Consider the following 22962-nt stretch of genomic DNA (forward strand, 5'->3'; position numbering starts at 1 on the left):
TAGCCCGAGGCTAGGACAAGTGTCGGAGGCCCTGTGCGACCCGCCGCGCGGGTCCCTCGGGACGTGAGCCAACGAACAGCCGCCGGGTGATCATGGGGCCACGCAGAGACAGCGCCGCCGGTACGCTCAGCCGTGATCGCGGCCGATGTGCGCGCGGGGTGCGCGCCGGTCCGGGGCGAGGAGATCGGGAGGCGATTGCGGTGACCGAGACGTTTCGCGATGCCCTACGGCGCTCCCTTGGCACCCGGGCCCGGCGGTGGCTGCTGATGGGCACCCTGGTGGCGGGGCTGCTGGCCGCCGTGGCGCTGGTCGCGGCGGTGGCTCCGGCCGACCGGACCTTCGCCGAACTCTCGGGCACCGTCCAGAGCCTGATGTCGGTGGCGACCCCGCTCTTCGGCATCCTGCTGGTCAGCGACCTGCGCCGGGCGCCGGTGCGCCCGGCGATCCTGCCCACCGTGCTCGCGGTGGGGCTGCCGGCGGTCGTCATCGGCGTCATCGGCGTGCTGATCTGCGCCGCGACGCTCGCCCTCACCACGGCCGAGGTCGCCGACGAGCCGTGGCGGAACGCCTGGACGGTAGCGGTGGGCAGTGTGCTGGTGCAGTTCGTCGCCGGGCTGGTGGGCACCGGGCTGGGCCTGTTGGTGCGCTCGGCGGCGGTGGCGTTCCTGGCCACCATCGTCCTGCCGCTGGGGCTGTTCGCGCTGCTGGGCGGGGTGGAGGCCGCGCAGCCGTGGCTCACCCCGTTCGGCAGCGTGCGCAACCTGCTCTCGGGAGAGATGACGGCGCTGCGGTGGGTGCAGTGGCTGTGCGTACTCCTGATCTGGGGTGTCGGTCTGAACGTCGCCGGCGCGGCGGTGCTGAACCGCAGCGGCCGGGTCGCCCGGTAGCGCCGCGCGCCACCACCCCACCACCGCACGCCGGCCTCGACGCGGTACCGCGTCCTGCCTACGCGCGCGTGTCTTTCATCGAACGAATCTGTTACGGGCCATTGACGTCCGTCGTGCAGGGGTGATCTGATCGCGCCCTCAGAGAATCTTTCATCTTTCGATGGATGGGGGCCCCATGCCCAGGTTCCGGCGTACCGCGCTCGCCGCGGGACTCACGATCGCCATGGCCGCGTTGTCGACCGCCGTCGCGCTGCCCGCACCCGCGTCCGCCGCGCTGCCCACCGCCGCAGTGGCGCTCGGAGACAGCTTCATCAGTGGCGAGGGCGCCGGGGCGTACACCCCGGTGGTCGACGTCAACGGCGTCAGCCAGGGCTTCCCCGGCTGGACGGCGGCGAACAACAACGCGTTCTTCTGCCACCGCTCGGCGAACGCCTCGCTCCACCAGGCCAACCTGCCGGGCATCCAGAACCGGTTCAACCTGGCCTGCTCCGGCGGCCAGCCGCACGACATCGCCAACGCCTCCCAGGCGCGGGCCAACGGTCGTACCGTGGCCTCGCAGCTGAGCCAGCTGCGCGCCGTCGCGCAGACCCAGGACATCGACCTGGTGCTGATCGGCCTCGGTTCCAACAACAGCTCGTTCACCTTCGGCAGCGTCGCGGAGAAGTGCGCCAACCGGTTCATCGCCGACGCCTGGACCGGCTGGTGGGAGTTCTGGGCGTACCTGAACGGCCCGGTGGAGCAGAAGCCGTGCAGCGACGCCGACCTGGCCACCGCCGCGCAGCTCAGCGCCGCGACCGCGGAGACCACGGCGGCCGTACGCCAGATCCTCACCACCCTCGACCAGGTGGACGCGGACGGTCAGCACCGGGTGGTGTTCCAGGACTACACGAACCCGCTGCCGCTGGACCTGAACCAGACGTTCCACGAGGAGGACGGCCGGGACGACACCCGGGACAAGTTCCGTGACCTCGGCGCCGAGCGGTACGCGGGCGGGTGCCCGATCCACCGGGCCAGCCTGGCGCCGGGGCACCGCTTCTCCCAGGGCCTGGGCAGCATCGTGAAGTCCACCAGGGACACCCTCGCTGCCGAGTTCCCGGCCGACGACCTGGTGTACCTGAACGTGCAGCAGGCCTTCAACGGTGCCCGGCTCTGCGAGCAGACCGGCAGCCCGACCGGCGCGCTGGCCACTCCGATCCGGCTTCAGGACGGCGCGACCGGCACCTTCGTCACCAGCCTCGCCGGCAAGGACAAGATCGCCATCCAGCGGATCGCGAACACCTGCGTCAGCTACTTCCAGACCTGCCAGGAGTCGTGGCACCCGAACGCCACCGGGCACCAGGTGCTCGGCCAGTGCCTGAGCGGCGCGGCCTCCACCAGCGCCCGCTCGGTGGCCTGCGTGCGCGCCAGCAACGGGGCCATCTCGGTCTCCTGAGCGCAGCGTCGGTCGGAGGGCTCCGCCAGGTGGCGGGGCCCTCCGTCGCGTGCGGCGTCAGCTGCGCCCCGGTCGTCGACGGCCTGCTGCTACCCGCCGGTAACGTCAGGGCCGTAGGCTGGGCCGGTGAACGGGGATCTGGAGTACGCGCAGGAGTTCGTCGACGTCGACGGTGGCCGGCTGGGTGTGCAGGTCTATCCGGAACCGTCCGGAGTGACCGGCGCACCGGTGGTGGTGATCTGGCCCGCGATGGGCGTCCGGGCCCGCTACTACCGGCCCTTCGCCGCCGCGCTGCGCACCGCGGGGCTGGCCGTGGTCGTCGCCGACCTGCGCGGCACCGGGACGAGCACGCCCGCGCCGAGTCGGGCGGACCGGCACGGTTACGCCGAACTGGCCGACGACGTCGGCGCCGTCCTGGCCGCCCTCAAGCCGCGACTGGACGGGCGCACCCGAGTGCTTCTCGGGCACTCACTCGGCGGGCAGGCCGCGCTGCTGCACCTCGCCCTGCACGGCGGCGGCGAGGTGGACGGCTTGGCGCTGGTAGCTGTCGGCATCCCGCACTGGCGGAGCTACCCGGGCCGGCGCGGCCTCGGCGTGCTGCCCTACACCCAGGGCATCGCCGCCACGGCGGCGCTGCTCGGCGTCTGGCCGGGCTGGGGCTTCGGTGGCCGGCAGGCGCGCGGCGTGATCCGCGACTGGGCGTACACCGCGCGGACCGGTCGGTTCCCCCGGCTCAACGGTACGGACACCGAGGCCGCGGTCCGCGCGGTACGGACACCGGTGCTGGCCGTCAGCGTCGACGACGACCAGTACACGCCGCACGAGACCATGGACCACCTCTGCGCGAAGCTCGGCGACGCGCCGGTGACCCGGGAACGGTACACAGTGGCGCAGGCCGGAGCGCCGTTGGACCACTTCACCTGGGTCCGCGCGGGCGTTCCGCTGGCGCGGCGGATCGCCGCTTTCGCCACCGACCTGCCGCCCCGCTGAGCCGTACCGGCCCGTCGGGGGCGGGTCGGCTCACTCGTCCTGGTCCAGCGGCACCAGCTCACCGTCCCGCTCGACCTGGATCTCGGCGTGCTCCTTGCGGGGCGCGACCTCGGCGGTGTTCCGGTTCGGGTCGTTGTCGGGGTGCATGAGCACCGCGTCTGTTTTGGGGGTCTTCTCCCGGCTCTCGTCCGGCTGCGACATCGCGTTCCCCTCTCGTCGGCGTCGCTGGAGGATCTACCCGCCACCGGGCGAACGACTCCTGCCCGGACGAGGCCGACGCACCGACGCCACGGATGTCCCGTAGTTGCCCGCCACGGCGCGGATCGGCCCTGGCGGGCCGGGGTTAGCCGCCCGAGCGGCGGGTAAGCCGCACCGCCCGACACGGCGGAAGGGGATCACATGTCCGAACGGCACACCGCACTGCGTTCGATGCACGATCTGGGCCTGGCGGCCTGGTTTGGCGGCTCCCTCATGGGTGCCTTCGGTGTCAACGGCGCAGCGGCGAAAATCAGCGACTCGACCCAGCGGCTCCCGGTCGCGTCGGCCGGATGGTCCAAGTGGACGCCGGTCAACGCGGCGGCGATCGGCGCCCACCTGGCCGGCGCCGTCGGCGAACTGGTGACCGAGAGCCCACGGGTGGCGGCCCAGTCCGGCGTCGGCCGGGCCAGCGCCATCAAGACCGCGCTGACCATCGGCGCGCTCGCGGTCACCGGCTACAGCCGGTTGGTCGGCATGCGGCTGGAGAAGGCCGGCGGCCCGTCGGTGAGCGGTGCCACCGAGCCGAACCACCAGACCCCGGCCAGTGTGGCTTCGTCGCAACGGCAGATGAAGCTGCTCCAGTGGGCCATTCCGGCGCTGACCGGGACGCTGGTCGTGGTCACCGCGTACATGGGTGAGCAGCAGAAGCCCGGCCAGGTGTTCCGCGGGATGCTCGGTCGCGCGGGTGGGATGAAGGGCGCGTCCAAGAGCATGATCAAGATGGCGGGAATGAGCAACGGCAAGCGGCCGATGGCGATGGCCGGACGCTGAAGCGTCGGGCCGGCCGGCGTCCCGCCGCCACCTCGACGGCGGGGCGCTGGCCGGCCCCGCGCGTGTAACCGGAGTGACGACGAATCCCACGCGACGACGAGTCGGCGCCCGTGCGGCGGCGCGCCGGTGACCTGTCGGGCGGCGAGGGCGGGCGGGCAGCCCGGCCCGAGGACGGCACATCGTCCGCCGGTGGCGGCGGACCGACGAGCGGGGTGGCCATGACGGCGCACAAGGGACGCAGCGGCGACAACGACCGGCTGGAGCCGGAGGCGACCAACCCGTGGGGCACCGGCGACGGTTTCGACGCCGACGCGCCCTGGGGCACCGACGACGACTCACCGATGGACGAGGGCAGCGAGGAGACAGCGGTGCCCGAGGGCCGGCGCGGCGAGCGGCGGGCGGGTGCCCCGGCGGGTCGGACGGGCCCGGCGGGTCGACACGGCTTCGGTTCGGTCGAGCCGACGCGCACGCCGATGGCCGGGCCGGGCGCCCCACCCGATCCCGCGCCCAGTGGCCGGACCTTCCCCGACGACGCGGAGATCGGCGAGTCGACCCAGGACGCGCTGCGCAGCCGGGGACGGCGGTCCTGACCGGACCCGCACCCCGGCCGGCCGGCAGGTGCGCCGGTCAACCGTTCGTCGGGACGGCGTGATCGGCGACCATCGTCTCGGTGAGCAGTTGCGCCAGCCGGGTGGCGTCGCGCTGGGCCTGCCCGGCGCAGCAGTTGTTGAACAGCACGTGCAGCTCGTCGGGGAGAGCCGCGAACTCGGCCAGCCGTCCCGCCCAGTGCCGCAGCTCGTCCTCGGCATAGGCGTAGCGGAACTTCTCCTGCTTGTCGCCCTCGACCCAGGCGTCGCTGTGACCGTGGAACCGGACGACCGCCGGCTCCGCCGTCATGCTCAGGATCGGCGGCACCGACGACGGGTGTCCCTGTGGCATGTCGACGCAGACCACTGACAGGTCGTGGGCGCGGAGCAGGTCCAGGGTGTCCGCCGCGGCCGCGTCGTCCAACCAGGAGCCGTGCCGCAGCTCGACACCGACCCGCCACGGCCGGCAGCGCTGCGCGAGCTCGACGATCCGGCGTTCGGCCGCCGGGCTGCGCACCAGCCACGGCGGGAACTGCAACATCACCACACCGAGCTTGCCGGCCGCCGCGATCGGCGCCAGGGCCGCGCGGAACCGGGTCCACAGCTCGTCGTACGCCCGCTCCGGCAGGTCACGGCGGCGGATCCGGCTCGGGCCGGCGGCCGGACGCAGATCCCGGGGCAGCACGGTGACCGGCGTCGGGTGACCGGTGAAGAGGCTGAACGCCTTGACGTCGAAGGTGAAGTCGTCCGGTGTGGCGTCCACCCAGCTCTGGGTCGTCTCCGGCACCGGGATGGCGTAGTAGGACGTGTCCACCTCGACCAACGGGAACTGGCTGGCGTAGAAGCCCAGCCGACGCGCCGGCGTGCTGGCCGAGCGGGGGTACCACCCGGAGCGCAGCAGGGACTGGTCCGCCCAGGACGACGTGCCCACCTTAATCACAGCCATGTCATTCAGTGGACCGCCATCGACGCGGATCGGCAACCGCTGGCGGTCCTCCGTCGACCTGGTGCCGTGCCCGGGAAGTGTCGGTGCCCGGCAATACGGTGGCACCGGGTGGACATCGACGAAAGGGTGGCGGCATGACCAGCACTGAGCAGCTCACCGGTGAGCGCACCGATCTCCTGCAGGCGCTCCGCAGGCACCGCGGTTTCCTCTTGCAGACCGTCGACGGGCTCACCGACGAGCAGGCGGCCAATCGCCCCACCGTCAGCGGTCTCTGCCTCGGCGGCCTCATCAAGCACGTGGCCGGCGTCGAGCACCGGTGGATGCTCTTCGCGGTGGGCGGCGCGGAGGCGATGGGCCGCGAGGAGGTCGACTGGGTCGGTCAGTTCCAGATGGCACCGGGTGAGACACTGGCCGCTCTGGTCGAGCGCTTCCAGGAGGTGGCCGCCCGGACCGACGAGTTGGTCGCCACCCTCGACCTGGACGCGGCGCACCCGTTGCCGCAGGCTCCCTGGTTCGAGCCGGGGGCGAGCTGGACGGTCCGCCGGGTGCTGCTGCACCTCATCGCCGAGACGTCCCAGCACGCCGGGCACGCCGACATCCTGCGCGAGTCGATCGACGGCGCCAAGACCATGGGCTGACGCCGACCGTCATCGCCACCGCCTGCGCTGATTCTCGGCCTCACCGCAGGCGGTGCCGGCGTTCGGTGCTCCGATCTCTCGCGTAGGCGTCGGAGTGACCCCAACGGCCGGGGATGTCGAGCAGTTCCAGCCGGCCGAACCCCTCGGGCACCGCCGGGTCGACCAGCAGGTTGTCGCCGGTGGGCCGCAGGCCCAGCACGGTGGCGAGCAGCATCAGCAGGGACCCCGACGACCACGCCTGCGGGCGGCAGCTCGTCGCCAGTTGCACAGGGTAGGTCGTCAGGCTGCGCTCGTAGCCGGCGATCACCTCCGGCACCTCGCCACCGAGCGTCAGCGTCATGTCGAAGACGCCGGCGGCGATCCGGGCCGCCTGAGCGTCGAGGCGGTAGCGACGCAGCCCGGCGGCGATCACCGCGTTGTCCGACGGCCACACCGCGCCCAGGTGCGCGCCCACCGGGTTGTAGGTGCGCTGCCCGGTGGCGAACGTGCGTACCCCCCAACCGCTGAACAGTCGCGGCCCGACCAGGTGCTCGGCTACCGCCTCCGCGCGGTCGTCAGCGACGATCCCGCTCCAGAGCAGGTGCCCCATGTTGGAGGCCAGCGCGTCGACCGGCTCTCCGTACGGGTCGAGCGCCAACGCGTAGTACCCCCGGTGTGGCAACCAGAAGTCCCGGTTGAAGCGCTCCTTCAGCGCTGCCGCCTCCCGTTCCAACCGGTCGGCGTACGCGAGGTCGCCCCAGAACTCGCGGGCCAGCCGGGCGCCTCGGCGCTTCGCGTCGTACGCGTAACCCTGCAACTCGCAGGTGGCGCGGGGGAAGGCGGGCTGTCGACCGTGGGCGTCGACGATCGCGTCCGGGGAGTTCTTCCAGCTCTGGTTGACCGCGCCGTAGCGCTCGTTGCGGCGCTGGTAGCGCACGTAGCCGTCGCCGGTCAGGTCGCCGTACTCGTCGATCCAGTCCAGCGCCATCCGGGCCGGGTGGCGCAGCTCGCGGACCAGGTCCGCGTCACCGGACCAGCGCTCGTACTCGTCGAGCAGGACGACGAAGAGCGGGGTGGTGTCGGCAGCGCCGTAGTACAACGCGCTCGTCCGTTCGCGGAACGCCCCCGTCTCGCCGTACCGCAGGTGGGCCAGGATCTTGCCGGGCTCCTCTTCCAGCCAGTCGTCGAGCTGACCGCCCTGCACGAGCGCCAGCATCCGCAGCGTCGACGGGGCCAGTTCGGGGGTGAACGCCATCGTCTGCAGGCAGGTGATGATGCTGTCCCGCCCGAACAGACCCATCGCCCACGGCAGACCACCGATCGGCACCCGCTCGCGGTACGAGAACGGCTGGTAGCGCAGCGCTGCCAGGTCCGCGAGGCTGCCCTGGTAGAGCTCTTCCAGGCCGGCGCGCTCGGCCACCAGTTGCGGCGCACGGTCCAGCCACCGGCTCAGGTCCTCGTCCATCCCCGTGCGCAGGGCGTGCTGGTGCGACTGCAGGTCGGCGCGGAGATCCCGACCCTCCTCGCCGCCCATGGTCACTGTGACGTGCAGGTCGGTCTCCCACCTCCCCTCGGGTGGGATGCGGATCCGGAAGGTCATCCCCTGCTCGTCCACGTCGGCGGGGACGGTGCTGCACACCGTGGTCTCCCGGATGAACCGTTCCCGCTGGTAGCGCAGCACGAGCTGCTGACGCGCCGGGTCGGCGGCGACCTCGACGGCCCGCTGCCGCACCTGCCCGACCTCGACGATGTCGGTGAAGTCGCTGGCCATCTCCAGCCGGACGGTGTATTCGGCGGGCTGCGACGAGTGGTTGAGCACCGTGATGTTCTCGTGGAAACAGTCGTGAACCGAACGGTGCCTGATGATCGACACGTCGGCGTCGATGTAGTGGCTCGCCGTGCCGGGAACCAGGAAGAACCGGGTCTCGAAGTAGGTCAGGTCGTCCCGGGACAGGGCGTTGGTCCGTTCACCGTCGATCCGCAGCACCCAGTGCGACAGGAACCGGGTGTCGTACGCGAAGAGTCCGACCGGAAGCTGCGGGTCGGGCTCGATGTCGCCCTGGGCGTCGGTGATGGCGAAGATGTTGCCCGCGATGACGTGCACCAGTTCCTGCTTCACGGCCGACCACCCCGAGCGGTCGTCACGGCCCGGCCAGCAGACACGGCCCCGCCGGCCGGCGCGGTTCGGCCGGCAAGCGCGGCCCGGCCCAGCTCGCGCGGGTGACGGGCGCCGTCCGGCCCGGAGAAGATCCGCCGCAGCAGCATCAGCAGTTGCACGTTGCCGTGCACTGTCACCTCGTTGCGCAGCAGGCCCGCTCCGGGGTGCAACTCGCCGCGAACCATCCGGTCGAAGACCGCCCGGTCGGCCCGCACCACCAGCTCGGCGTCCTCGGCCGAACGGGTCACCTGGACGTGTTGGCCGGCGATGGTCAGGTACCAGTGGTCGGTGCTGCCGTCGTCACGGACATCCAACCGCAGCGTCCCCGCGGTGGTCTCCGGCAGGTCGGGTCGCCGACCGGTGTCCAGCTGTCGCAGGTACTGCTCCGCCGTCGCACCCATCAGATCCCCTCCCCACGGTTCCCCGCAGGATCACCTGCGCCCGGGTGAGGCCGGTTCACCCGGAACGGGTGAGGGTGCCCCGGGGTCGCGCCGGTGGCGGCCCGTTTGCCGCGCGACGAGGTGGGCAGGCCAGTGGTTCAGCCGACACAGACGGGAGCACCGGCATGCGTGCACTGCGGTTGCGGGAGTGGCAGTCGGAACCGGAGTTGGTCGAGGTCCCCGACCCGACGCCCGGGCCGGGTCAGGTGGTGGTCCGGATCGGCGGTGCCGGCGCGTGCCACTCCGACCTGCACCTGATGGACGAGTTCGAGCCGGGCACGGTGCCCTGGAACCCGCCGTTCACCCTCGGTCACGAGAACGCCGGCTGGGTGCACGCCCTCGGCGACGGGGTGACCGGGCTGTCCGTCGGGCAACCGGTCGCGGTGTTCGGGGCATGGGGTTGTGGCACCTGCGCCCGCTGTCGGCTCGGGATCGACCCGTACTGCGAGAACCCTTCCGCCGCGCCGGTGCCGAGCGGAGGCGGTGGGCTCGGACTGGACGGCGGGATGGCCGAGTTCGAACTTGTCCCGGACGCGCGGCACGTCGTACCTCTACCGGAGGGTCTGGATCCGGTGCAAGCCGCGCCGCTGACCGACGCGGGGCTCACCCCGTACCACGCCGTCCGGCGCTCCTGGCCGAAGCTGCCACCGGGCAGCACGGCCGTGGTGATCGGGGTCGGCGGGCTGGGGCACGTGGGCGTGCAGATCCTCAAGGCCACCACCGCCGCGCGGGTGATCGCCGTGGACACCCGGGCCGAGGCGCTGCGGCTGGCCGAGGAGTGCGGCGCGGATCGCACGGTGACCTCCGGACCGACCGCCGCCGAGGAGATCCGGGATGCCACCGGAGGGCGGGGCGCCGACGTGGTGCTGGACTTCGTCGGCGCGGACAGCACCCTGGCGCTCGGCGTGGCGGCGGCCCGCACCGTGGGCGACCTGACCATCGTGGGGATCGGCGGCGGCACCGTGGGAGTGTCGTTCTTCTCCGTGCCGTACGAGCTGAGTATCGCCACCACCTACTGGGGCAGCCGACCCGAGCTGGTGGAGGTGCTCGACCTGGGCGCCCGGGGCCTGGTCCGGCCGAGCATCACCACCTTCGCGCTGGACGACGCCCTGGACGCGTACCGCCAGATGCGCGACGGGACCCTGGAGGGCCGGGCGGTGATCGTGCCGTGAGCCCGGCCGTCAGCCGGCCTCGAGCAGGCCACGCACGTAGGAGGCCTGGCCGACGTGTTGCAGGTCGTCCTCGACGACGCTGACCAACCGGACGCCGAGGGTGACCGGCGGATCCCACGCCTCGTCGACCACACGGTCCAGGTCCGCCGGGGCCAGACCGGCCAGGAAGTCCCCGGTACGCCCGGCGACCGCCCCGTAGTAGTCGATGAGCGCCTGCGCGCTCTCCGGCCTAACCGTCGCGACCTGGGCGGGCGAGTGCCCGTAGCCGGTGTTGTCGGGGTCGGCGGCGAGCCCGAACCGCCCCGCCCAGTCGCCGCTGGCCCAGATCTGGTCGGCGTCGAGGATCTCGGCGACATGATGGTCCTGCACCCGGGTGAGGTGCCAGACCAGCCAGCCGATCGAGTTGGCGCCCGGGGCGGGCTGGTGGCGCAGTTGCTCGGGGCTGAGGCCCTCGACCGCCGCGCGGACGAGGTCGGGCAGTCGGTCGTACGCCTCGGTCAGCAGGTCACTCACATTCACGTGCTGCGCCTTCCTGGTCGGTTGCGGATCAGGTACCGCCGGAGACGGGCGGGCAAACCTCGGCCGCTACGGTGATCAAATGGTCGCCGCGCTGGAGTTGTACCTGGACCCGGACGCCACCCGCCGGATCCGGGTGCTCTGGGACGCGCTGGAGGCCGAGGGCGTGCAGAGCATGCGCTCGCTGCTGGAGCAGCGCCACCGTCCACACGTCTCGCTCATGGTGGCGCCCCGGTTCGACCCGGAGCAGGTCGCCGAGGCGTTACAGGGGACGGTGGTGGCCGCCCCGTTGCGGCTCGAATTCCAGCACGCCGGCCAGTTCGTCGGTCGGGTGCTCTGGCTCGGTCCGACGCCCACCCCGGAGTTGCTGGCGCACCACCGGCTGGTGCACGACCGGCTCGCCGCCGCCGGCATCCCCCTCGCCGAGCACTACCAGCCGGGGCGCTGGGTGCCGCACTGCACGCTGTCCATGCGGGTGCCGAACACGCTGATGGCCGCCGCGGTGCGCCGCTGTCTGGAGGTGTTGCCGCTGGCCGCGACGGTGGTCGGCGCGGCGCTCACCGACCATGCCCGGGGCATCGCCCACCCGCTGCCTTGACCGTGACTCGACCGTCGCTGCGTAATGTCCGGTTTGGCGGGCGGCAGTCGGAAACCCGAAAACAAGCGGTGCGGAAGTGGCCGGGCGTGGGAAGGTTCGAGTGGCTGTCGTACCGGTGGTGGGCTGCTCACGGGCGGTCCCACCCGGCCGGTGGCGCGAATTCACCCCGCGCCGCCCACGGCGGCTTCGACGAGGAGAGGCAGGGCCCATGCAGGCTCAGCGCAGGCCACCGCGCACGGAGCGGAGCCAGACCCGGGACGACCGGACCGGCGGCGGAATGACCGGGGCAGCCACCCCCCTGACGATCTGGGCGGCCGCCGTACTGCTCGGCCGGATCGGTGCCGGCGACGACGACGTCGAGGACGAACGGCACATCCTGCGCGGCATCGAGTGAGCCGCGGCCAAGGGCTCAGAGCCAGCCGCGCCGCTTGAAGATCACATAGAGGGTGCCGCAGACCAGCAGCATCAACAGCAGCGCGAAGAGGTAACCGAAGCGCCAGTTCAGCTCCGGCATGTGGACGAAGTTCATGCCGTACACGGTGCCGATGAGCGTGGGAGCGAAGAGGATCGCCGCCCAGGAGGAAACCTTCTTCAGCTCCTCGTTCTGGCTGTAGCTGGCCGCTGTGAGACTGCGCATCTCCTCGTTCTGCTGCTGCGAGACGAGGGTCGCGTTGACGGTGAGGATGTTCTGCAACAGGTGCCGGAAACCGTCCACCCGCTCCACCACCTGGGTCAGGTGGTCGGTCACGTCGCGCAGGTAGCGGCGCAGCTCCTCGTCGGCGCTGGCGCTGCCCGCGCCGACGGCCAGCGCGTCGAGCACGCTGAGCAGGGGGCGGGCGGCCCGCTGGAACTGGATGACCTCGCGGCTGAGGCCATAGATGCGGCGGCTGGCGTTCGGGTCGCCACCGAACACCTGGGTCTCGATCTCGTCGATGTCGTTCTCCAGCCCGGCCACCACCGGCGCGTACCCGTCGACGACCTGGTCCAGGATCGCGTACAGGACCGCCTCCGGGCCCCGGGCGAGCATCTGCGCCTCGGTCTCCATCCGCCGCCGCACCGCGGCCAGGTCCGGTGCCTCACCGTGGCGGACGGTGACCACGAAACCCGGCCCGATGAACAGGTGCAGCTCGGAGAACTCGACCTCCTCCCGCAGGTCGTCGTAGCGGGCGGCGCGCAGCACCACGAACAGGGTGTGGCCGTAGCGCTCCAGCTTGGGCCGCTGGTGGGCGTTGATCGCGTCCTCGACCGCCAGGTCGTGCAGCCGGAACTCGCGGGCCAGTGAGGTGATCTGCTCGATGTCGGGCCGGTACAACCCGATCCAGGCCATCGCGTCGTCCTGCTCCTGCAGGCAGCGGTACGTCTCGGCGAGGCCGGACGGCGAGGCGAACCGGTGCCCCCGGAGGTAGACCGCGCTGTCCACCAGGCCGTGGGAGGCTGCGGGCGACTCCGGGGGCGGCACCACGCCGACCCTCGTCTCGTACTCGTCGAGTTGACGGCCGAAGCCACCACCCGGGCGGAAACGACGGCCGACCATGCCCTGTCCCCTCCCCCGGTGCCGTCCGGTCCGGACCGGGAGGCTGCATCCCCGGTGCCCTGGGCCCGAAACCCGCCGGGGTGTCGGCTGGGTTCCGCGCACCGGCGGACGGCAGCGGCCCCATGGGCGGATACTCACGGTGACCGTGAGCGGGATGACGGGGGACGCGCCGGTGACGTTCGACAGACGCGCCGGCCGGTTGCGGGGGTGGCTGCTCGCCGGCTCGGACCAGGCCGTGCAGCACCCGGGACCGCACGGGCGCCCGCCGGAGCACCGGCACCACCCGTGGTGGAAGGTGATGTGCCTGACCGGTGTGGACTACTTCTCCACGCTGGGTTACCAGCCGGGCATCGCGGCGCTGGCCGCCGGGGCGCTCTCGCCGGTGGCGACGCTGGTGCTGGTGCTGGTGACGCTGCTGGGCGCGTTGCCGGTCTACCGGCGGGTGGCGGTGGAGAGCCCGCACGGTGAGGGTTCCATCGCGATGCTGGTCCGCCTGCTGAGCTACTGGCCGGGCAAGCTGCTGGTGCTGGTGCTGCTCGGTTTCGCGGCCACCGACTTCATCATCACCATCACCCTCTCGGCGGCCGACGCGACGGCGCACATCGACGAGAACCCCTTCTGGCCGAGTGCGCTCAAGGGGCACGAGGTGCTGGTCACACTGCTGCTCGTGTCGCTGCTGGGCGCGGTGTTCCTCAAGGGATTCACCGAGGCGATCGGGATCGCCGTCGTCCTGGTCGCGGTCTACCTGACGCTGAACGCGGTGGTGGTGGCCGACGCGCTGTGGCGGGTGGTGAGGCATCCGAGCGCGGTGGGCGACTGGACCACCGCGCTGACCACCGGGCACGGCGACCCGTGGTTGGTGGTCGGGCTGTCGCTGCTGGTCTTTCCGAAGCTGGCGTTGGGTCTGTCCGGCTTCGAGACCGGGGTGGCGGTGATGCCGAGCGTACGGGGTGACCCGCAGGATTCGGAGGCACGACCGCTGGGCCGGATCCGTGGCGCGCGCCGGCTGCTCACCACCGCAGCGGTGATCATGAGCGTTTTTCTGATCACCAGCAGCGTGACGACAACGGTGCTGATCCCGCCGGACGCCTTCCAGCCGGGCGGGCCGGCGAACGGGCGGGCGCTGGCCTATCTGGCACACGCTCACCTCGGCGAGGTGTTCGGCACCATCTACGACCTGTCCACCATCGGGATCCTCTGGTTCGCCGGGGCGTCGGCGATGGCTGGTCTGCTCAACCTCGTGCCGCGCTACCTGCCCCGCTACGGCATGGCGCCGACCTGGGCGCGAGCCGTCCGGCCGCTGGTGCTGGTCTTCACCTCGGTGGCGTTCCTGATCACGATCGTCTTCGAGGCCAGCGTGGACGCGCAGGGCGGCGCGTACGCCACCGGGGTGCTGGTGTTGATCACCTCGGCCGCGACGGCGGTGACGCTCGCGGCGCTGCGGCAGCGTCAGCGCGGTCGCACCATCGCGTTCGGCGTCATCGCGGTGATCTTCGTCTACACGACGCTGGCGAACGTGGTGGAACGCCCCAGTGGCGTCAAGATCGCCGCTTGTTTCATCGGCGGGATCATCCTGGTGTCGGTGTTGTCCCGGCTGATGCGGGCCTACGAGCTGCGCGTCGATCACGTCGAACTGGATCCGGCCGCGGCCCGGATCATCGACGAACGCGCCGGCCGGCGGATCCGCCTCATCGCGCACGAACCCGACCGGCGCGACGAGGCGGAGTACCGCGCCAAGCTCGCCCAGACCATGGCGGACAACGACTTCCCCGACGACAGCGACGTCATCTTCGTCGAGGTCGAGGTCACCGACCCGTCCGACTTCGAGACCGAGGTGCTGGTCCGCGGCAGCGTCGTCGACGGCCGCTTCCCGGTGCTCAGCCTGGCCAGTTCGTCGGTGCCCACCGCGCTGGCCGCCCTGCTGCTGGAGATCCGCGACCGCAGCCGTCGGCGGCCCCACATCTACTTCGAGTGGTCCGAGGGCGGCCCGGTTCGCAACTTCCTGCGCTACCTGGCGTTCGGGCAGGGCGCGATCGCCTCGGTGACCCGGGAGATCCTGCGCCGCCAGGAACCCGACCCACACCGTCGACCGCACGTGCACGCCGGCTGACCTGGGCGCGGACGGCTCGTCGCGCACGGTGAGCGTGGTCATACCGACTGGACGCGGCACCCGTTGGTGCTGCTAGCCTCGGCGCAGGTCATGAGCGCCAGCGCGAAGCCCCGGCTCGCTGGCCGGCAACCCTCCTCCGCGGTGGGGTGCCCCGGGTGAAGACCAGGCACCGGCACGACGTCGGTGCAAGCGTGGCCTGGCACCCAGGTCAGCACAGACCCGGGAGAACCATGCGCATCCTCAGCACCACCCCACCGACTGACGTCGCGGACCTCCGCACCGGTCGACCCTCGCCCGCACTGACCCGGCGACGGCACGTGGACACGATGCGAATGTGCAGCGCCGCCTGTCGTCGCGGCACCGCGCTCTAGCACCACCCTCCCGAAACCCCTTTCCACCGGTACGCCCATCGGGCGCGCCGTCGGTGGCGCGCACCCACGCCCGCCGAGACACCACCCTTCGGAGACACCAGTGCGATTCCTTCCCGCAGTGACCCGTGCCGCCGCCCTGGGGGCGGCGACGATCCTGGCCGCCACCGCCCTCACCGCCTGCGGCGACGACAGCTCGTCCGACGCCACCACCAACCCGTACGGCCTGGCCCAGCCGGGCGTGCTGCGCGCCGGCACGCTGACCGACGCCCCGCCGAACGTGTACCTCAAGGACGGCAGGTTCACCGGCTTCGACAACGACCTGCTGACCGCCGTGGCCGGCAAGCTCGGCCTCACTGTGGAGTTCGTCGGCACCGACTTCTCCGCGCTGCTCAGCCAGGTCAACAACCGCAAGTTCGACGTTGGCAGCTCCTCGATCACCATCACCGAGGCCCGCAAGAAGACAGTCGACTTCGGCAACGGCTACGACTTCGGCTACTTCGGCCTGGACGTCCCGGCCGGCTCGCCGATCACCAACTTCGACCAGCTCACCGGCAAGCGGGTGGTGGTGGTGCAGGGCACGGTCCAGGACGACTACGCCACCGGCAAGCAGCTGAACCCGGTGCGGGTGCCGGACTACAACGGTGCGATCAACCAGCTCAAGGCGGGCACCGCCGACGCGTGGATCGCCCCGGCGGAGATCGGCGAGAAGTCGGCCGCCGACAGCAACGGCAAGATCACCGTGGCGGCCAAGCAGCTCAGCCCGGCACCGACCGCGTACGCCGTGGCCAAGGGCAACGACAAGCTGCGCGAGGCGCTGAACAAGAGCCTCGACGAGGTCATCGCCGATGGCACCTGGACCCGGTTGCAGGCGCAGTACTACCCGGGCCGGCCGATCCCGGCGGACTTCAAGCCGGGCAGCGGCGCGGTCACTGTGGCGCCGTCGGCGTCCGCGTCGGCGGCGTCCTGAACCGGTGACGAGCGAGCGGGGCGGTAGGAGAGGCGACACATGGATCCGTTGAGCACCCTGTGGGAAACGTTCTTCGACTGGGACTCGATGCGCGAGGCGCTGCCCGAGATGCTGACCGTCGGGTTGCCCAACACGCTGATCCTGGCGGTCTCCGCCGCTCTGCTCGGCTCGGTGCTGGGCCTGCTGCTGGCCGTCGCGGGGATCTCCCGCAGCCGCTGGTTGCGATGGCCGGCGCGGGTCTACACCGACGTGTTCCGGGGGCTGCCGGCCGCCGCGACGATCCTGCTGATCGGCGTCGGGTTGGCCCCGCTGGGCATGCAGGTCTGGGGACCGGACCCCTACCCGTTGGGCATCCTGGCGCTGTCGCTCATCGCTGCCGCGTACATCGGGGAGATCTTCCGCTCGGGCATCCAGTCGGTGGAGGCCGCCCAGTTGGAGGGCGCCCGGGCGCTCGGTTTCTCCTGGGCCGACGCGATGCGGCTGGTGATCGTCCCGCAGGGCATCCGGCGGGTGCTGCCGGCCTGGGTGAACCAGCTCATCGCGCTGATCAAGGACTCCAGCCTGGTCTACTTCCTCGGTCTGGTGGCCAGCCAGCGGGAGCTGTTCCGGATCGGGCAGGACTACGCGGCCACCACCGGTAACGAGTCGGCGCTGCTGCTGGCGGGCCTGTGCTACCTGGCGTTGACCGTTCCGTTGACGCACGTCGTCAACTGGATCGACCGCCGGCTGCGCAACGGTCGGCCGGCCACCGCGCCGACAGACGAGGACGACGACACCGCGCCGTACGCGATGGAAGGGGATCGGCGATGACCGCCGCCAGCACGACCTCGGTCAGCCTCGACGTACGCGACGTGCACCTCGCCTTCGGACCGAACCGGGTGCTGCGTGGCGTCGACCTGTCGGTGCCGCGTGGCGCGACGGCCTGTGTCATCGGCCCGTCCGGGTCGGGCAAGTCCACACTGCTGCGCACCATCAACCGGCTGATCGAACCGGACCGGGGCGACGTGCTGCTGGACGGGCGCAGCGTGCGGGGCGACGACCCGGACGCGCTGCGGCAGCGGGTGGGCATGGTGTTCCAGCAGTTCAACCTCTTCCCGCACATGAGCGTGCTGCGCAACGTCACGCTGGCGCTGCGCCGACTGCGCAAGCTCGGTGAGGACGAGGCGGACGCGCTCGCCCGCGCCCAGTTGGAGCTGGTGGGGCTTGCCGGCAAGGCGAACTCCCGACCGGCGCAACTCTCCGGTGGTCAGCAGCAACGGGTAGCGATCGCCCGTGCGCTGGCGCTGCGGCCCGAGGTGATGCTCTTTGACGAGGCGACCTCGGCGCTCGACCCGGAGCTGGTCAAGGGTGTGCTCGGGGTGATGGCCGACCTGTCCGCCGCCGGAATGACCATGGTGGTGGTGACCCACGAGATGGGCTTCGCCCGGCAGGTCGCCGACACCGTCGCCTTCATGGACCGGGGTGTGGTGCTGGAGGCCGGCCCGCCCGAGGCCGTCTTCGAGCGGGCCGAACATCCGCGGCTGCGCCGGTTCCTCGACCAGGTGCTCTGAGCCGCGCGGGCGCGCGGTGGCCGACGGTCACTCGTTGGGTTCGCGCCCCAGCAGCCGGATCTCCTCGTTGTCCAGCGCGGACTGGAGTTCCTGCAGCACCAGGTCGTCGATTTCCCGGTTGTCGCGCAGTCGGGTGACCTCCCGCCTCTTGTGCGCGAGGACGCCGAGGCGCAGTTGCCGTTCCAGCCGGCGCTCATCGGCGATGGTCCCACCGCCCTCGTTGAGGTCCTCCAGGTGCCGCTGGTACTCGGCCTCCAGCCGACGCACCGAATCACCCTGGACACCGATCTCCGCGGCGACCTGCGGGAGGGCGGCCAGGCCCGCCTCGGCGGCCCGCCGCCGGGCGTGCCGGGCCTCGTCGACGCGTCCCGGGTCGCCGCTGAGCCCGGCCCAGCGCACCACCAGCGGCAGGGTGGTGCCCTGCAGGAGCATGATCAGCACGATCACCAGCGCGGTGACGAAGATGATCAGGTCGCGTTCGACAACCGGCCGGCCATCCACAGTCATCGTCGGGACGGCCAGGGCGGCGGCGAGCGACACCGCACCCCGGAAACCGGCCCAGCCCCCGACGGTCCCCACCCGCCAGCCGGAGGGACCTCGACCGACGTCGTCCACCATCCGGCGGCGGCGCAGTCGCGCCGACTGCGCTGTGACATAGATGAAGAGCAGCCGGGTGGCCACGACGACCACCGTGACCACCAGCGCGATCAGCAGCGCCCGCTGCGGCGACGTGCTGGTGATGCCCCGCACCGCGCGGGGAATCTGCGTGCCGAGCAGGACGAACAGGCCACCGTTGATCAGGAAGGTGGACAGGTCCCAGAACGCGAACGCCAGCACCCGGGACCGGGCGCGGATCACCCGCGGGCCGGCGTAGGACAGCACCAGGCCGGCGACCACCACCGCCAACACACCGCTGGCATGCACCGAGTCGGCGAGCAGGAAGGCGCCGAACGGGGTCAGCACGCTGAGCGCGCCCTCGCGCAGCGGATCGTCGAGCCGTTTGCGGACCAGCACCACGGCGGCCCCCACCAGCAGACCGGCGACCACACCGCCGACGCTGGCGCCGACGAACTCCTCGCCGACGCCGAGCACGCCCGGCTCGGCGCTCTGGCTGAGCAGACCCACTGCCACCGCGAAGACCACCAGCGCGGTGCCGTCGTTGATCAGGCTCTCCGCGTGCAGGGTGGTGAGCAGCTTGCGGGGCAACCGCTTGGCCAGACCGGTGACCGCGGCGGCGTCGGTCGGCGCGAGGACCGCGCCGAGCACCCAGGCAGCGGCGGGGTTCACCCCGAACGCCTGCGCGGCGTACGACACGGTGACCATGGTGAGCACCACCAGCACCACGGCGAGCATCCCGATCACCGGCAGGTTGGCGCGGATCTCGCGCAGGCTGATGGTGAGGCTCTCCCGGTACAGGATCGCCGGCAGGAAGATCAGCAGGACCAGATCCGGTTCCAGGGTGACCTCGGACAGCGGCGGCGTGAACCCGAGCAGCACGCCCAACGCGATGAGCAGGACCGGCGGGGCCACCCGGTACCGACCGCCGACGGTGGTACCGACGAGCACTGTGACACCGAGCACCACGATCAGGACGAGCGCCTCCACGCCTACCCCCTCGGACCATGGCCGACGGCGGACGCGCCGGTGGCTCCATCTGACCGCACCGGTCGGTGCGTTCCGGCGGAAACCGGCAAGTTGTGGTGGTCGCGGGTGCGGATCAGGCCCCGGCACGGGCGCGGGCGGTCACCGCACCGGCCGTACGACGGTGTTCGGCCGCCTCCTCGTCCCGGCCCAGGGCGGCGGCCAGGTCGGCGAGGTGCCCGGCCACCGGTCCGACGGTGAGCACCCCGCTGCCCGCTGCCAACTCACCGGCGGCCGGCAGCAGTTCGGCGTGAACCCGGGTCATCGTGGCCCGGTCGCCGAGCACGCGCGCCGCCCGACCGACGAGGCAGAGCCGTACCTCCCGCAGCAGGTCGTGCGGTCCCTCGGGAAGGGCCCGCAGGGCGGCCGCGGCGGCGTCCCGTTCACCGGCGGCGAGCAGCAGCAGTGGTCGGACCCACGGTTCGTGCGGACCCCAGTCCAGGTCCGCCCCGTCGTCAGCGCCGGTGATCAGCCGGTCCGCACCGCCGGGCCCGGTGGCCGGCCAGTCGGTGCCGATGGTGTCGGCAAGCCGCAGGCCGAGCAGTGCCAACGGGAGCAGGCCCCGGGTCAGCCCCGGCATGCCCTCGGCGCTCGTGCGGTCGGCTGCCGAGGCGTACGCCCGCGCTGCCGCCGCCGAGTCGCCGTCGAGCGCCAGCCGCAGTGCGGCGTACCACCTGGTGAAGACGCCGACCAATGGCAGCTCGTACCGCTCGGCGAGATCGTCGGCGGCGCGCGCGTGGGTATCCGCGCCGGGCCGGTCGGCCAGCGCGCAGCTGGCCTGGACCAGGACGAGGTGACCGAGCACCTCGAAGGTCACCAGCTGGTGCCGGACGGCCAGGTCGACCAGGTCGACGCCGATCCGGGCCCGCGCGCCGGCCAGACCGACGCGGTGAAAGGAGTGCATGAAGCGGGCGTTGAGCGCGAAGGCCACCAGCCCCGGATCGCCGACGCTGCGGGCGATCGCCTCGGCCTCGTCGGCGGCACGGCGGCCACGATCGGTGGTGGTGCCGCGCAGTTCCAGCGCGAGGGTGCTCAGCAGCCGGCTGCGCTGCGCCGAGCGGACCGGGCCGAGCGCTGTCAGCGCGTGTTCGGCGGCCCGGACGATGTGCCCGGAGAGCACGTCGTCGTCGTTGCGCGTCCAACTGGCGGGCACGTCGAAGCCGGCCAGCGCCTCCTGGATCAGCTGGGGGTCGCCGGTGGACTCGGCGGCGGCGATCGCCTCGGCGCGCCGTCGCCGCGCGTCGGCCAACCGGCCCGTCACCGCCAGCGCCCGCCCCAGGCCGAGCAGCGCGGTCACCCGCCCGCCCGGCTCGACCCCACCGGCGCGGTCGTACGCGTCGATCGCCTGACCCCACAGCCGAGCCGCCTCATGGGGGTTGCCGCCCCGTTCGGCCCGCTCGGCCGCCACCCGGGCGTACCTCGACGCCTCAGCGGCCGCGACCGGCCCACCGGCGCGCAGCAGGTGGTACGCGAGGGCCGCCGGTTCGACGGGTTCCCGCTGTCGCAGCACCTCGGCGACGGCAGCGTGCCAGGCGCAGCGGCGCGACGCGGACAGGTCGGCGTAGAGCGTGTCGCGAACCAGGATGTGGGTGAAACGCAGCCGCCCGTCGGGCTCCCGCTCGCTGAGGAATCCGGCTGCCAGGGCGCGGTCCACGGCGTCCAGCACCGCCGCCGGGTCACCGGCCAGCACGCCCAGCACGTCCGGGTCGAGGTCCCGGCCGAGCACTGCCGCCTGGCGCAGCACGGTACGGGTCGGGGCGGGCAGCTGCGCCAACCGGTGCCGGATCACGTCGCGTACGCCGGGCGGCACGGCGGCCAGCCCCGACTCCCCGGCGGCCGCGTACAACTGGGCCAGTTCGCGGACGAAGAAGGGGTTACCGCCGCTGCGGTTGTGGATCGACCGGGCGGTGGCCTGGTCCAGTTCCGCACCGACGATGGCGCCGGCCAGCTCACCGGTCGCCGACGCGGGCAGGCCGGCGAGGTACTCCCGGACCGGCTCCAGCCCGGCGGCGCGGGCCAGGGTGGCGGTCAGCTCCGGGCTGATCTCGGTGGCCCGGTAGGTGCCGAGGATCAGCACCGGCCCGCTGGCCGGTTGCGGGCCGGTGAGCAGCGCGGTCAACAGGTCCAGGGTGTCACCGTCGGCGCGGTGCAGATCATCGAGGACCAGGAGGACCGGCGCTCGGTCGGCGACCGCCGTGAGCAGCGACGCCACCGCGCGGTGCCGGCGGAACCGCACCGTGGCGGGGTCGGCCGGTTCCGTCGGGTCGTCTTCCGGGTCGGCGGTGACGACGGGGGCGTTCGGCCCGGCGAGCGCGTCGGTGATCTGGGTCCAGGGCCACGCCGGCGGGGCGCCCTCGTACTCCGGGCTGCGTCCCCACGCCGTGGTCCAGCCCTGGGCGGCGAGTTGCCGGGTCACCGCCTCGGCCAGCGCCGTCTTGCCGGCGCCCGGGTCGCCGCTGAGCAGGGCGAGTGTGGGCTGGTGGCCCCGGGACGCGGCGTCGGCGGCGCGCCGCAGCCGCTCCAGCTCGGCGTCGCGGCCGACGAACGGGCGCTGCCCGGCCGCGACGGGGCGAGCCGGCTCGCCGAGGCCGGGGGCGACCGGCCGGTCGACCGGTGGGGTGAGGTGCGGGGCCTGGGCCAGGATGTCGGCTTCCAGTTGTCGCAGCTCGGGCCCCGGGTCCACGCCCAGCTCGGTCACCAGGACGTGGCGGGCCTCCCGCAGCGCGGCCAGCGCGTCGCCCTGCCGGCCGGCGCGGTAGCGGGCCACGGCGAGCAGCCGCCAGGCGTCCTCGCGCAGCGGATAGCTGGCCAGGTGTGCCGGTAGGTCGGCGGCGGCCTCGTCCGGTCGGCCCACCGCCAGCAGCGCCTCCGCCCGCCGCTCGACGGCGAGCATCCGCAGCTCGTTCAGCCGGTTGATCTCCGCGACCGCCCAGGACTCGTTGGCGCAGTCGGCGTACGCGGGCCCGCGCCAGAGGTCGAGCGCCGCATCCAGCGCGGCCACGGCCGGTGTGGGACGGCCGGCCGCCAGCAGGTCCGCCGCCTCGCCGACGGCGGCCTCGAATCGTCCGGCGTCCACCGCGTCCGGGGCGACCTTCAGCACGTACCCCGGTGGTTCGGTGACCAGGATCCGGGGCGGCTGCCGGGGTGGTCGATCGGGCTCCAGGGCCCGGCGCAGGTCGGCGACGAACGTCCGGATGGCGCCCACCGCGCCGTCCGGTGCGACCTCCCACAGGTCGTCGACGAGGCGCTCCACCGGCACCACCCGGCCGTGGGCGATCAACAGCCGGCCCAGCACCAGGCGCTGCCGGTGGCCCCGCAACGGGACCGGGCCGTGCTCGGTCGCGGCGATCACCGGCCCGAGTACGCCGAAGGTCACCGCGACGGGCGCCGTCAGCTGCCTGGTCATGGCACCACAGT

21 protein-coding genes and 1 riboswitch are annotated in these 22962 nt (G+C 72.5%); of the genes, 13 read left to right on the forward strand and 8 right to left on the reverse strand.

Annotated elements, in window-relative coordinates:
• The first annotated feature begins 200 nt into the window (after positions 1-200).
• The 3 genes from AB0C03_RS22210 (at position 201) to AB0C03_RS22220 (ending at position 3309) form a co-directional block, all read left to right on the forward strand.
• Positions 201-887, forward strand: a complete 687-nt coding sequence (locus AB0C03_RS22210) for a hypothetical protein (RefSeq protein WP_357638667.1) — start codon at positions 201-203, stop codon at positions 885-887.
• A gap of 175 nt (positions 888-1062) precedes the next feature.
• Positions 1063-2319: an SGNH/GDSL hydrolase family protein gene (locus AB0C03_RS22215; protein WP_357638669.1), complete on the forward strand. Its 1257-nt coding sequence runs from the start codon at positions 1063-1065 to the stop codon at positions 2317-2319.
• A 126-nt stretch (positions 2320-2445) separates the two neighbouring features.
• On the forward strand, positions 2446-3309 hold the full coding sequence (locus AB0C03_RS22220; protein ID WP_357638671.1) for an alpha/beta hydrolase family protein: 864 nt from the start codon (positions 2446-2448) through the stop codon (positions 3307-3309).
• A 30-nt stretch (positions 3310-3339) separates the two neighbouring features.
• Here the strand turns inward: AB0C03_RS22220 and AB0C03_RS22225 are convergent, their stop codons facing one another.
• Complete coding sequence (locus tag AB0C03_RS22225; protein WP_210857745.1) at positions 3340-3510, reverse strand: hypothetical protein; 171 nt, start codon at positions 3508-3510, stop codon at positions 3340-3342.
• A 198-nt stretch (positions 3511-3708) separates the two neighbouring features.
• Between AB0C03_RS22225 and AB0C03_RS22230 the strand changes: the two genes are divergently transcribed.
• Both AB0C03_RS22230 and AB0C03_RS22235 read left to right on the forward strand, forming a co-directional pair.
• Positions 3709-4338 carry a hypothetical protein gene (locus AB0C03_RS22230; protein ID WP_210857746.1) on the forward strand — a complete coding sequence of 210 codons (630 nt, stop codon included), beginning with the start codon at positions 3709-3711 and terminating at the stop codon, positions 4336-4338.
• 218 nt (positions 4339-4556) lie between these two features.
• Positions 4557-4928, forward strand: coding sequence for a hypothetical protein (locus tag AB0C03_RS22235; protein ID WP_030335872.1), 372 nt, complete (start codon positions 4557-4559; stop codon positions 4926-4928).
• A 37-nt stretch (positions 4929-4965) separates the two neighbouring features.
• Here AB0C03_RS22235 and AB0C03_RS22240 read toward each other — a convergent pair whose 3' ends face one another.
• Positions 4966-5871: a DUF72 domain-containing protein gene (locus AB0C03_RS22240; protein ID WP_051708761.1), complete on the reverse strand. Its 906-nt coding sequence runs from the start codon at positions 5869-5871 to the stop codon at positions 4966-4968.
• A gap of 134 nt (positions 5872-6005) precedes the next feature.
• On the opposite strand from AB0C03_RS22240, the gene AB0C03_RS22245 reads away from it, so the two are divergent.
• Positions 6006-6509 (forward strand): DinB family protein, encoded by a 504-nt coding sequence (locus AB0C03_RS22245; RefSeq protein WP_357638674.1) that lies wholly within the window; start codon positions 6006-6008, stop codon positions 6507-6509.
• 40 nt (positions 6510-6549) lie between these two features.
• Here AB0C03_RS22245 and AB0C03_RS22250 read toward each other — a convergent pair whose 3' ends face one another.
• Positions 6550-8607, reverse strand: coding sequence for an amylo-alpha-1,6-glucosidase (locus AB0C03_RS22250; RefSeq protein WP_030335878.1), 2058 nt, complete (start codon positions 8605-8607; stop codon positions 6550-6552).
• Positions 8604-9047, reverse strand: a complete 444-nt coding sequence (locus AB0C03_RS22255; protein ID WP_357638677.1) for an SCP2 sterol-binding domain-containing protein — start codon at positions 9045-9047, stop codon at positions 8604-8606. Before AB0C03_RS22255 ends, AB0C03_RS22250 begins: the two co-directional genes overlap by 4 nt.
• 164 nt (positions 9048-9211) lie before the next feature.
• On the opposite strand from AB0C03_RS22255, the gene AB0C03_RS22260 reads away from it, so the two are divergent.
• A complete protein-coding gene (locus AB0C03_RS22260; RefSeq protein ID WP_357638679.1) occupies positions 9212-10258 on the forward strand; it encodes an NAD(P)-dependent alcohol dehydrogenase in 1047 nt (348 codons plus the stop codon).
• 9 nt (positions 10259-10267) lie between these two features.
• Here AB0C03_RS22260 and AB0C03_RS22265 read toward each other — a convergent pair whose 3' ends face one another.
• A complete protein-coding gene (locus tag AB0C03_RS22265) occupies positions 10268-10777 on the reverse strand; it encodes a mycothiol transferase (RefSeq protein WP_357638681.1) in 510 nt (169 codons plus the stop codon).
• A gap of 79 nt (positions 10778-10856) precedes the next feature.
• Between AB0C03_RS22265 and AB0C03_RS22270 the strand changes: the two genes are divergently transcribed.
• Positions 10857-11372, forward strand: coding sequence for a 2'-5' RNA ligase family protein (locus tag AB0C03_RS22270; RefSeq protein ID WP_030335886.1), 516 nt, complete (start codon positions 10857-10859; stop codon positions 11370-11372).
• A gap of 208 nt (positions 11373-11580) precedes the next feature.
• The gene (locus tag AB0C03_RS22275; RefSeq protein ID WP_091401337.1) at positions 11581-11766 is read left to right on the forward strand and encodes a hypothetical protein; all 186 of its coding nucleotides are present in this window, start codon (positions 11581-11583) and stop codon (positions 11764-11766) included.
• Positions 11767-11781: 15 nt separating this feature from the next.
• Here the strand turns inward: AB0C03_RS22275 and corA are convergent, their stop codons facing one another.
• Positions 11782-12906 (reverse strand): magnesium/cobalt transporter CorA, encoded by a 1125-nt coding sequence (gene corA, locus AB0C03_RS22280; protein ID WP_030335888.1) that lies wholly within the window; start codon positions 12904-12906, stop codon positions 11782-11784.
• A gap of 154 nt (positions 12907-13060) precedes the next feature.
• Between corA and AB0C03_RS22285 the strand changes: the two genes are divergently transcribed.
• The 4 genes from AB0C03_RS22285 to AB0C03_RS22300 all read left to right on the forward strand — a co-directional run bounded on the left by AB0C03_RS22285 (position 13061) and on the right by AB0C03_RS22300 (position 17904).
• The gene (locus AB0C03_RS22285) at positions 13061-15016 is read left to right on the forward strand and encodes a hypothetical protein (RefSeq protein ID WP_051708762.1); all 1956 of its coding nucleotides are present in this window, start codon (positions 13061-13063) and stop codon (positions 15014-15016) included.
• 86 nt (positions 15017-15102) lie between these two features.
• A riboswitch (SAM riboswitch) is annotated at positions 15103-15214 on the forward strand.
• 273 nt (positions 15215-15487) lie between these two features.
• Positions 15488-16354 (forward strand): ABC transporter substrate-binding protein, encoded by an 867-nt coding sequence (locus tag AB0C03_RS22290; RefSeq protein WP_030335891.1) that lies wholly within the window; start codon positions 15488-15490, stop codon positions 16352-16354.
• 39 nt (positions 16355-16393) lie between these two features.
• Complete coding sequence (locus AB0C03_RS22295; RefSeq protein ID WP_030335893.1) at positions 16394-17164, forward strand: amino acid ABC transporter permease; 771 nt, start codon at positions 16394-16396, stop codon at positions 17162-17164.
• Positions 17161-17904 (forward strand): amino acid ABC transporter ATP-binding protein, encoded by a 744-nt coding sequence (locus AB0C03_RS22300; protein WP_030335896.1) that lies wholly within the window; start codon positions 17161-17163, stop codon positions 17902-17904. The genes AB0C03_RS22295 and AB0C03_RS22300 overlap by 4 nt, the downstream gene beginning before the upstream one ends.
• 27 nt (positions 17905-17931) lie before the next feature.
• Here the strand turns inward: AB0C03_RS22300 and AB0C03_RS22305 are convergent, their stop codons facing one another.
• Positions 17932-19509 carry a Na+/H+ antiporter gene (locus AB0C03_RS22305; protein WP_030335898.1) on the reverse strand — a complete coding sequence of 526 codons (1578 nt, stop codon included), beginning with the start codon at positions 19507-19509 and terminating at the stop codon, positions 17932-17934.
• Between the two features lie 112 nt (positions 19510-19621).
• A complete protein-coding gene (locus tag AB0C03_RS22310) occupies positions 19622-22951 on the reverse strand; it encodes an ATP-binding protein (protein WP_030335900.1) in 3330 nt (1109 codons plus the stop codon).
• Positions 22952-22962: the final 11 nt, after the last annotated feature.

Origin of the sequence: Micromonospora parva (genome assembly GCF_040649675.1) — a bacterium.
GTDB classification, from domain to species: domain Bacteria; phylum Actinomycetota; class Actinomycetes; order Mycobacteriales; family Micromonosporaceae; genus Micromonospora; species Micromonospora parva.

Excerpts from the sequence above, each read along its gene's own strand:
- AB0C03_RS22215 (WP_357638669.1), top strand. The coding sequence starts at position 1,063 with ATGCCCAGGTTCCGGCGTACCGCGCTCGCCGCGGGACTCACGATCGCC.
- AB0C03_RS22225 (WP_210857745.1), bottom strand. The coding sequence starts at position 3,510 with ATGTCGCAGCCGGACGAGAGCCGGGAGAAGACCCCCAAAACAGACGCG.
- AB0C03_RS22230 (WP_210857746.1), top strand. The coding sequence starts at position 3,709 with ATGTCCGAACGGCACACCGCACTGCGTTCGATGCACGATCTGGGCCTG.
- AB0C03_RS22235 (WP_030335872.1), top strand. The coding sequence starts at position 4,557 with ATGACGGCGCACAAGGGACGCAGCGGCGACAACGACCGGCTGGAGCCG.
- AB0C03_RS22240 (WP_051708761.1), bottom strand. The coding sequence starts at position 5,871 with ATGGCTGTGATTAAGGTGGGCACGTCGTCCTGGGCGGACCAGTCCCTG.
- AB0C03_RS22245 (WP_357638674.1), top strand. The coding sequence starts at position 6,006 with ATGACCAGCACTGAGCAGCTCACCGGTGAGCGCACCGATCTCCTGCAG.
- AB0C03_RS22255 (WP_357638677.1), bottom strand. The coding sequence starts at position 9,047 with ATGGGTGCGACGGCGGAGCAGTACCTGCGACAGCTGGACACCGGTCGG.
- AB0C03_RS22260 (WP_357638679.1), top strand. The coding sequence starts at position 9,212 with ATGCGTGCACTGCGGTTGCGGGAGTGGCAGTCGGAACCGGAGTTGGTC.
- AB0C03_RS22270 (WP_030335886.1), top strand. The coding sequence starts at position 10,857 with ATGGTCGCCGCGCTGGAGTTGTACCTGGACCCGGACGCCACCCGCCGG.
- AB0C03_RS22275 (WP_091401337.1), top strand. The coding sequence starts at position 11,581 with ATGCAGGCTCAGCGCAGGCCACCGCGCACGGAGCGGAGCCAGACCCGG.
- corA (WP_030335888.1), bottom strand. The coding sequence starts at position 12,906 with ATGGTCGGCCGTCGTTTCCGCCCGGGTGGTGGCTTCGGCCGTCAACTC.
- AB0C03_RS22285 (WP_051708762.1), top strand. The coding sequence starts at position 13,061 with ATGACGGGGGACGCGCCGGTGACGTTCGACAGACGCGCCGGCCGGTTG.
- AB0C03_RS22295 (WP_030335893.1), top strand. The coding sequence starts at position 16,394 with ATGGATCCGTTGAGCACCCTGTGGGAAACGTTCTTCGACTGGGACTCG.
- AB0C03_RS22300 (WP_030335896.1), top strand. The coding sequence starts at position 17,161 with ATGACCGCCGCCAGCACGACCTCGGTCAGCCTCGACGTACGCGACGTG.
- AB0C03_RS22310 (WP_030335900.1), bottom strand. The coding sequence starts at position 22,951 with ATGACCAGGCAGCTGACGGCGCCCGTCGCGGTGACCTTCGGCGTACTC.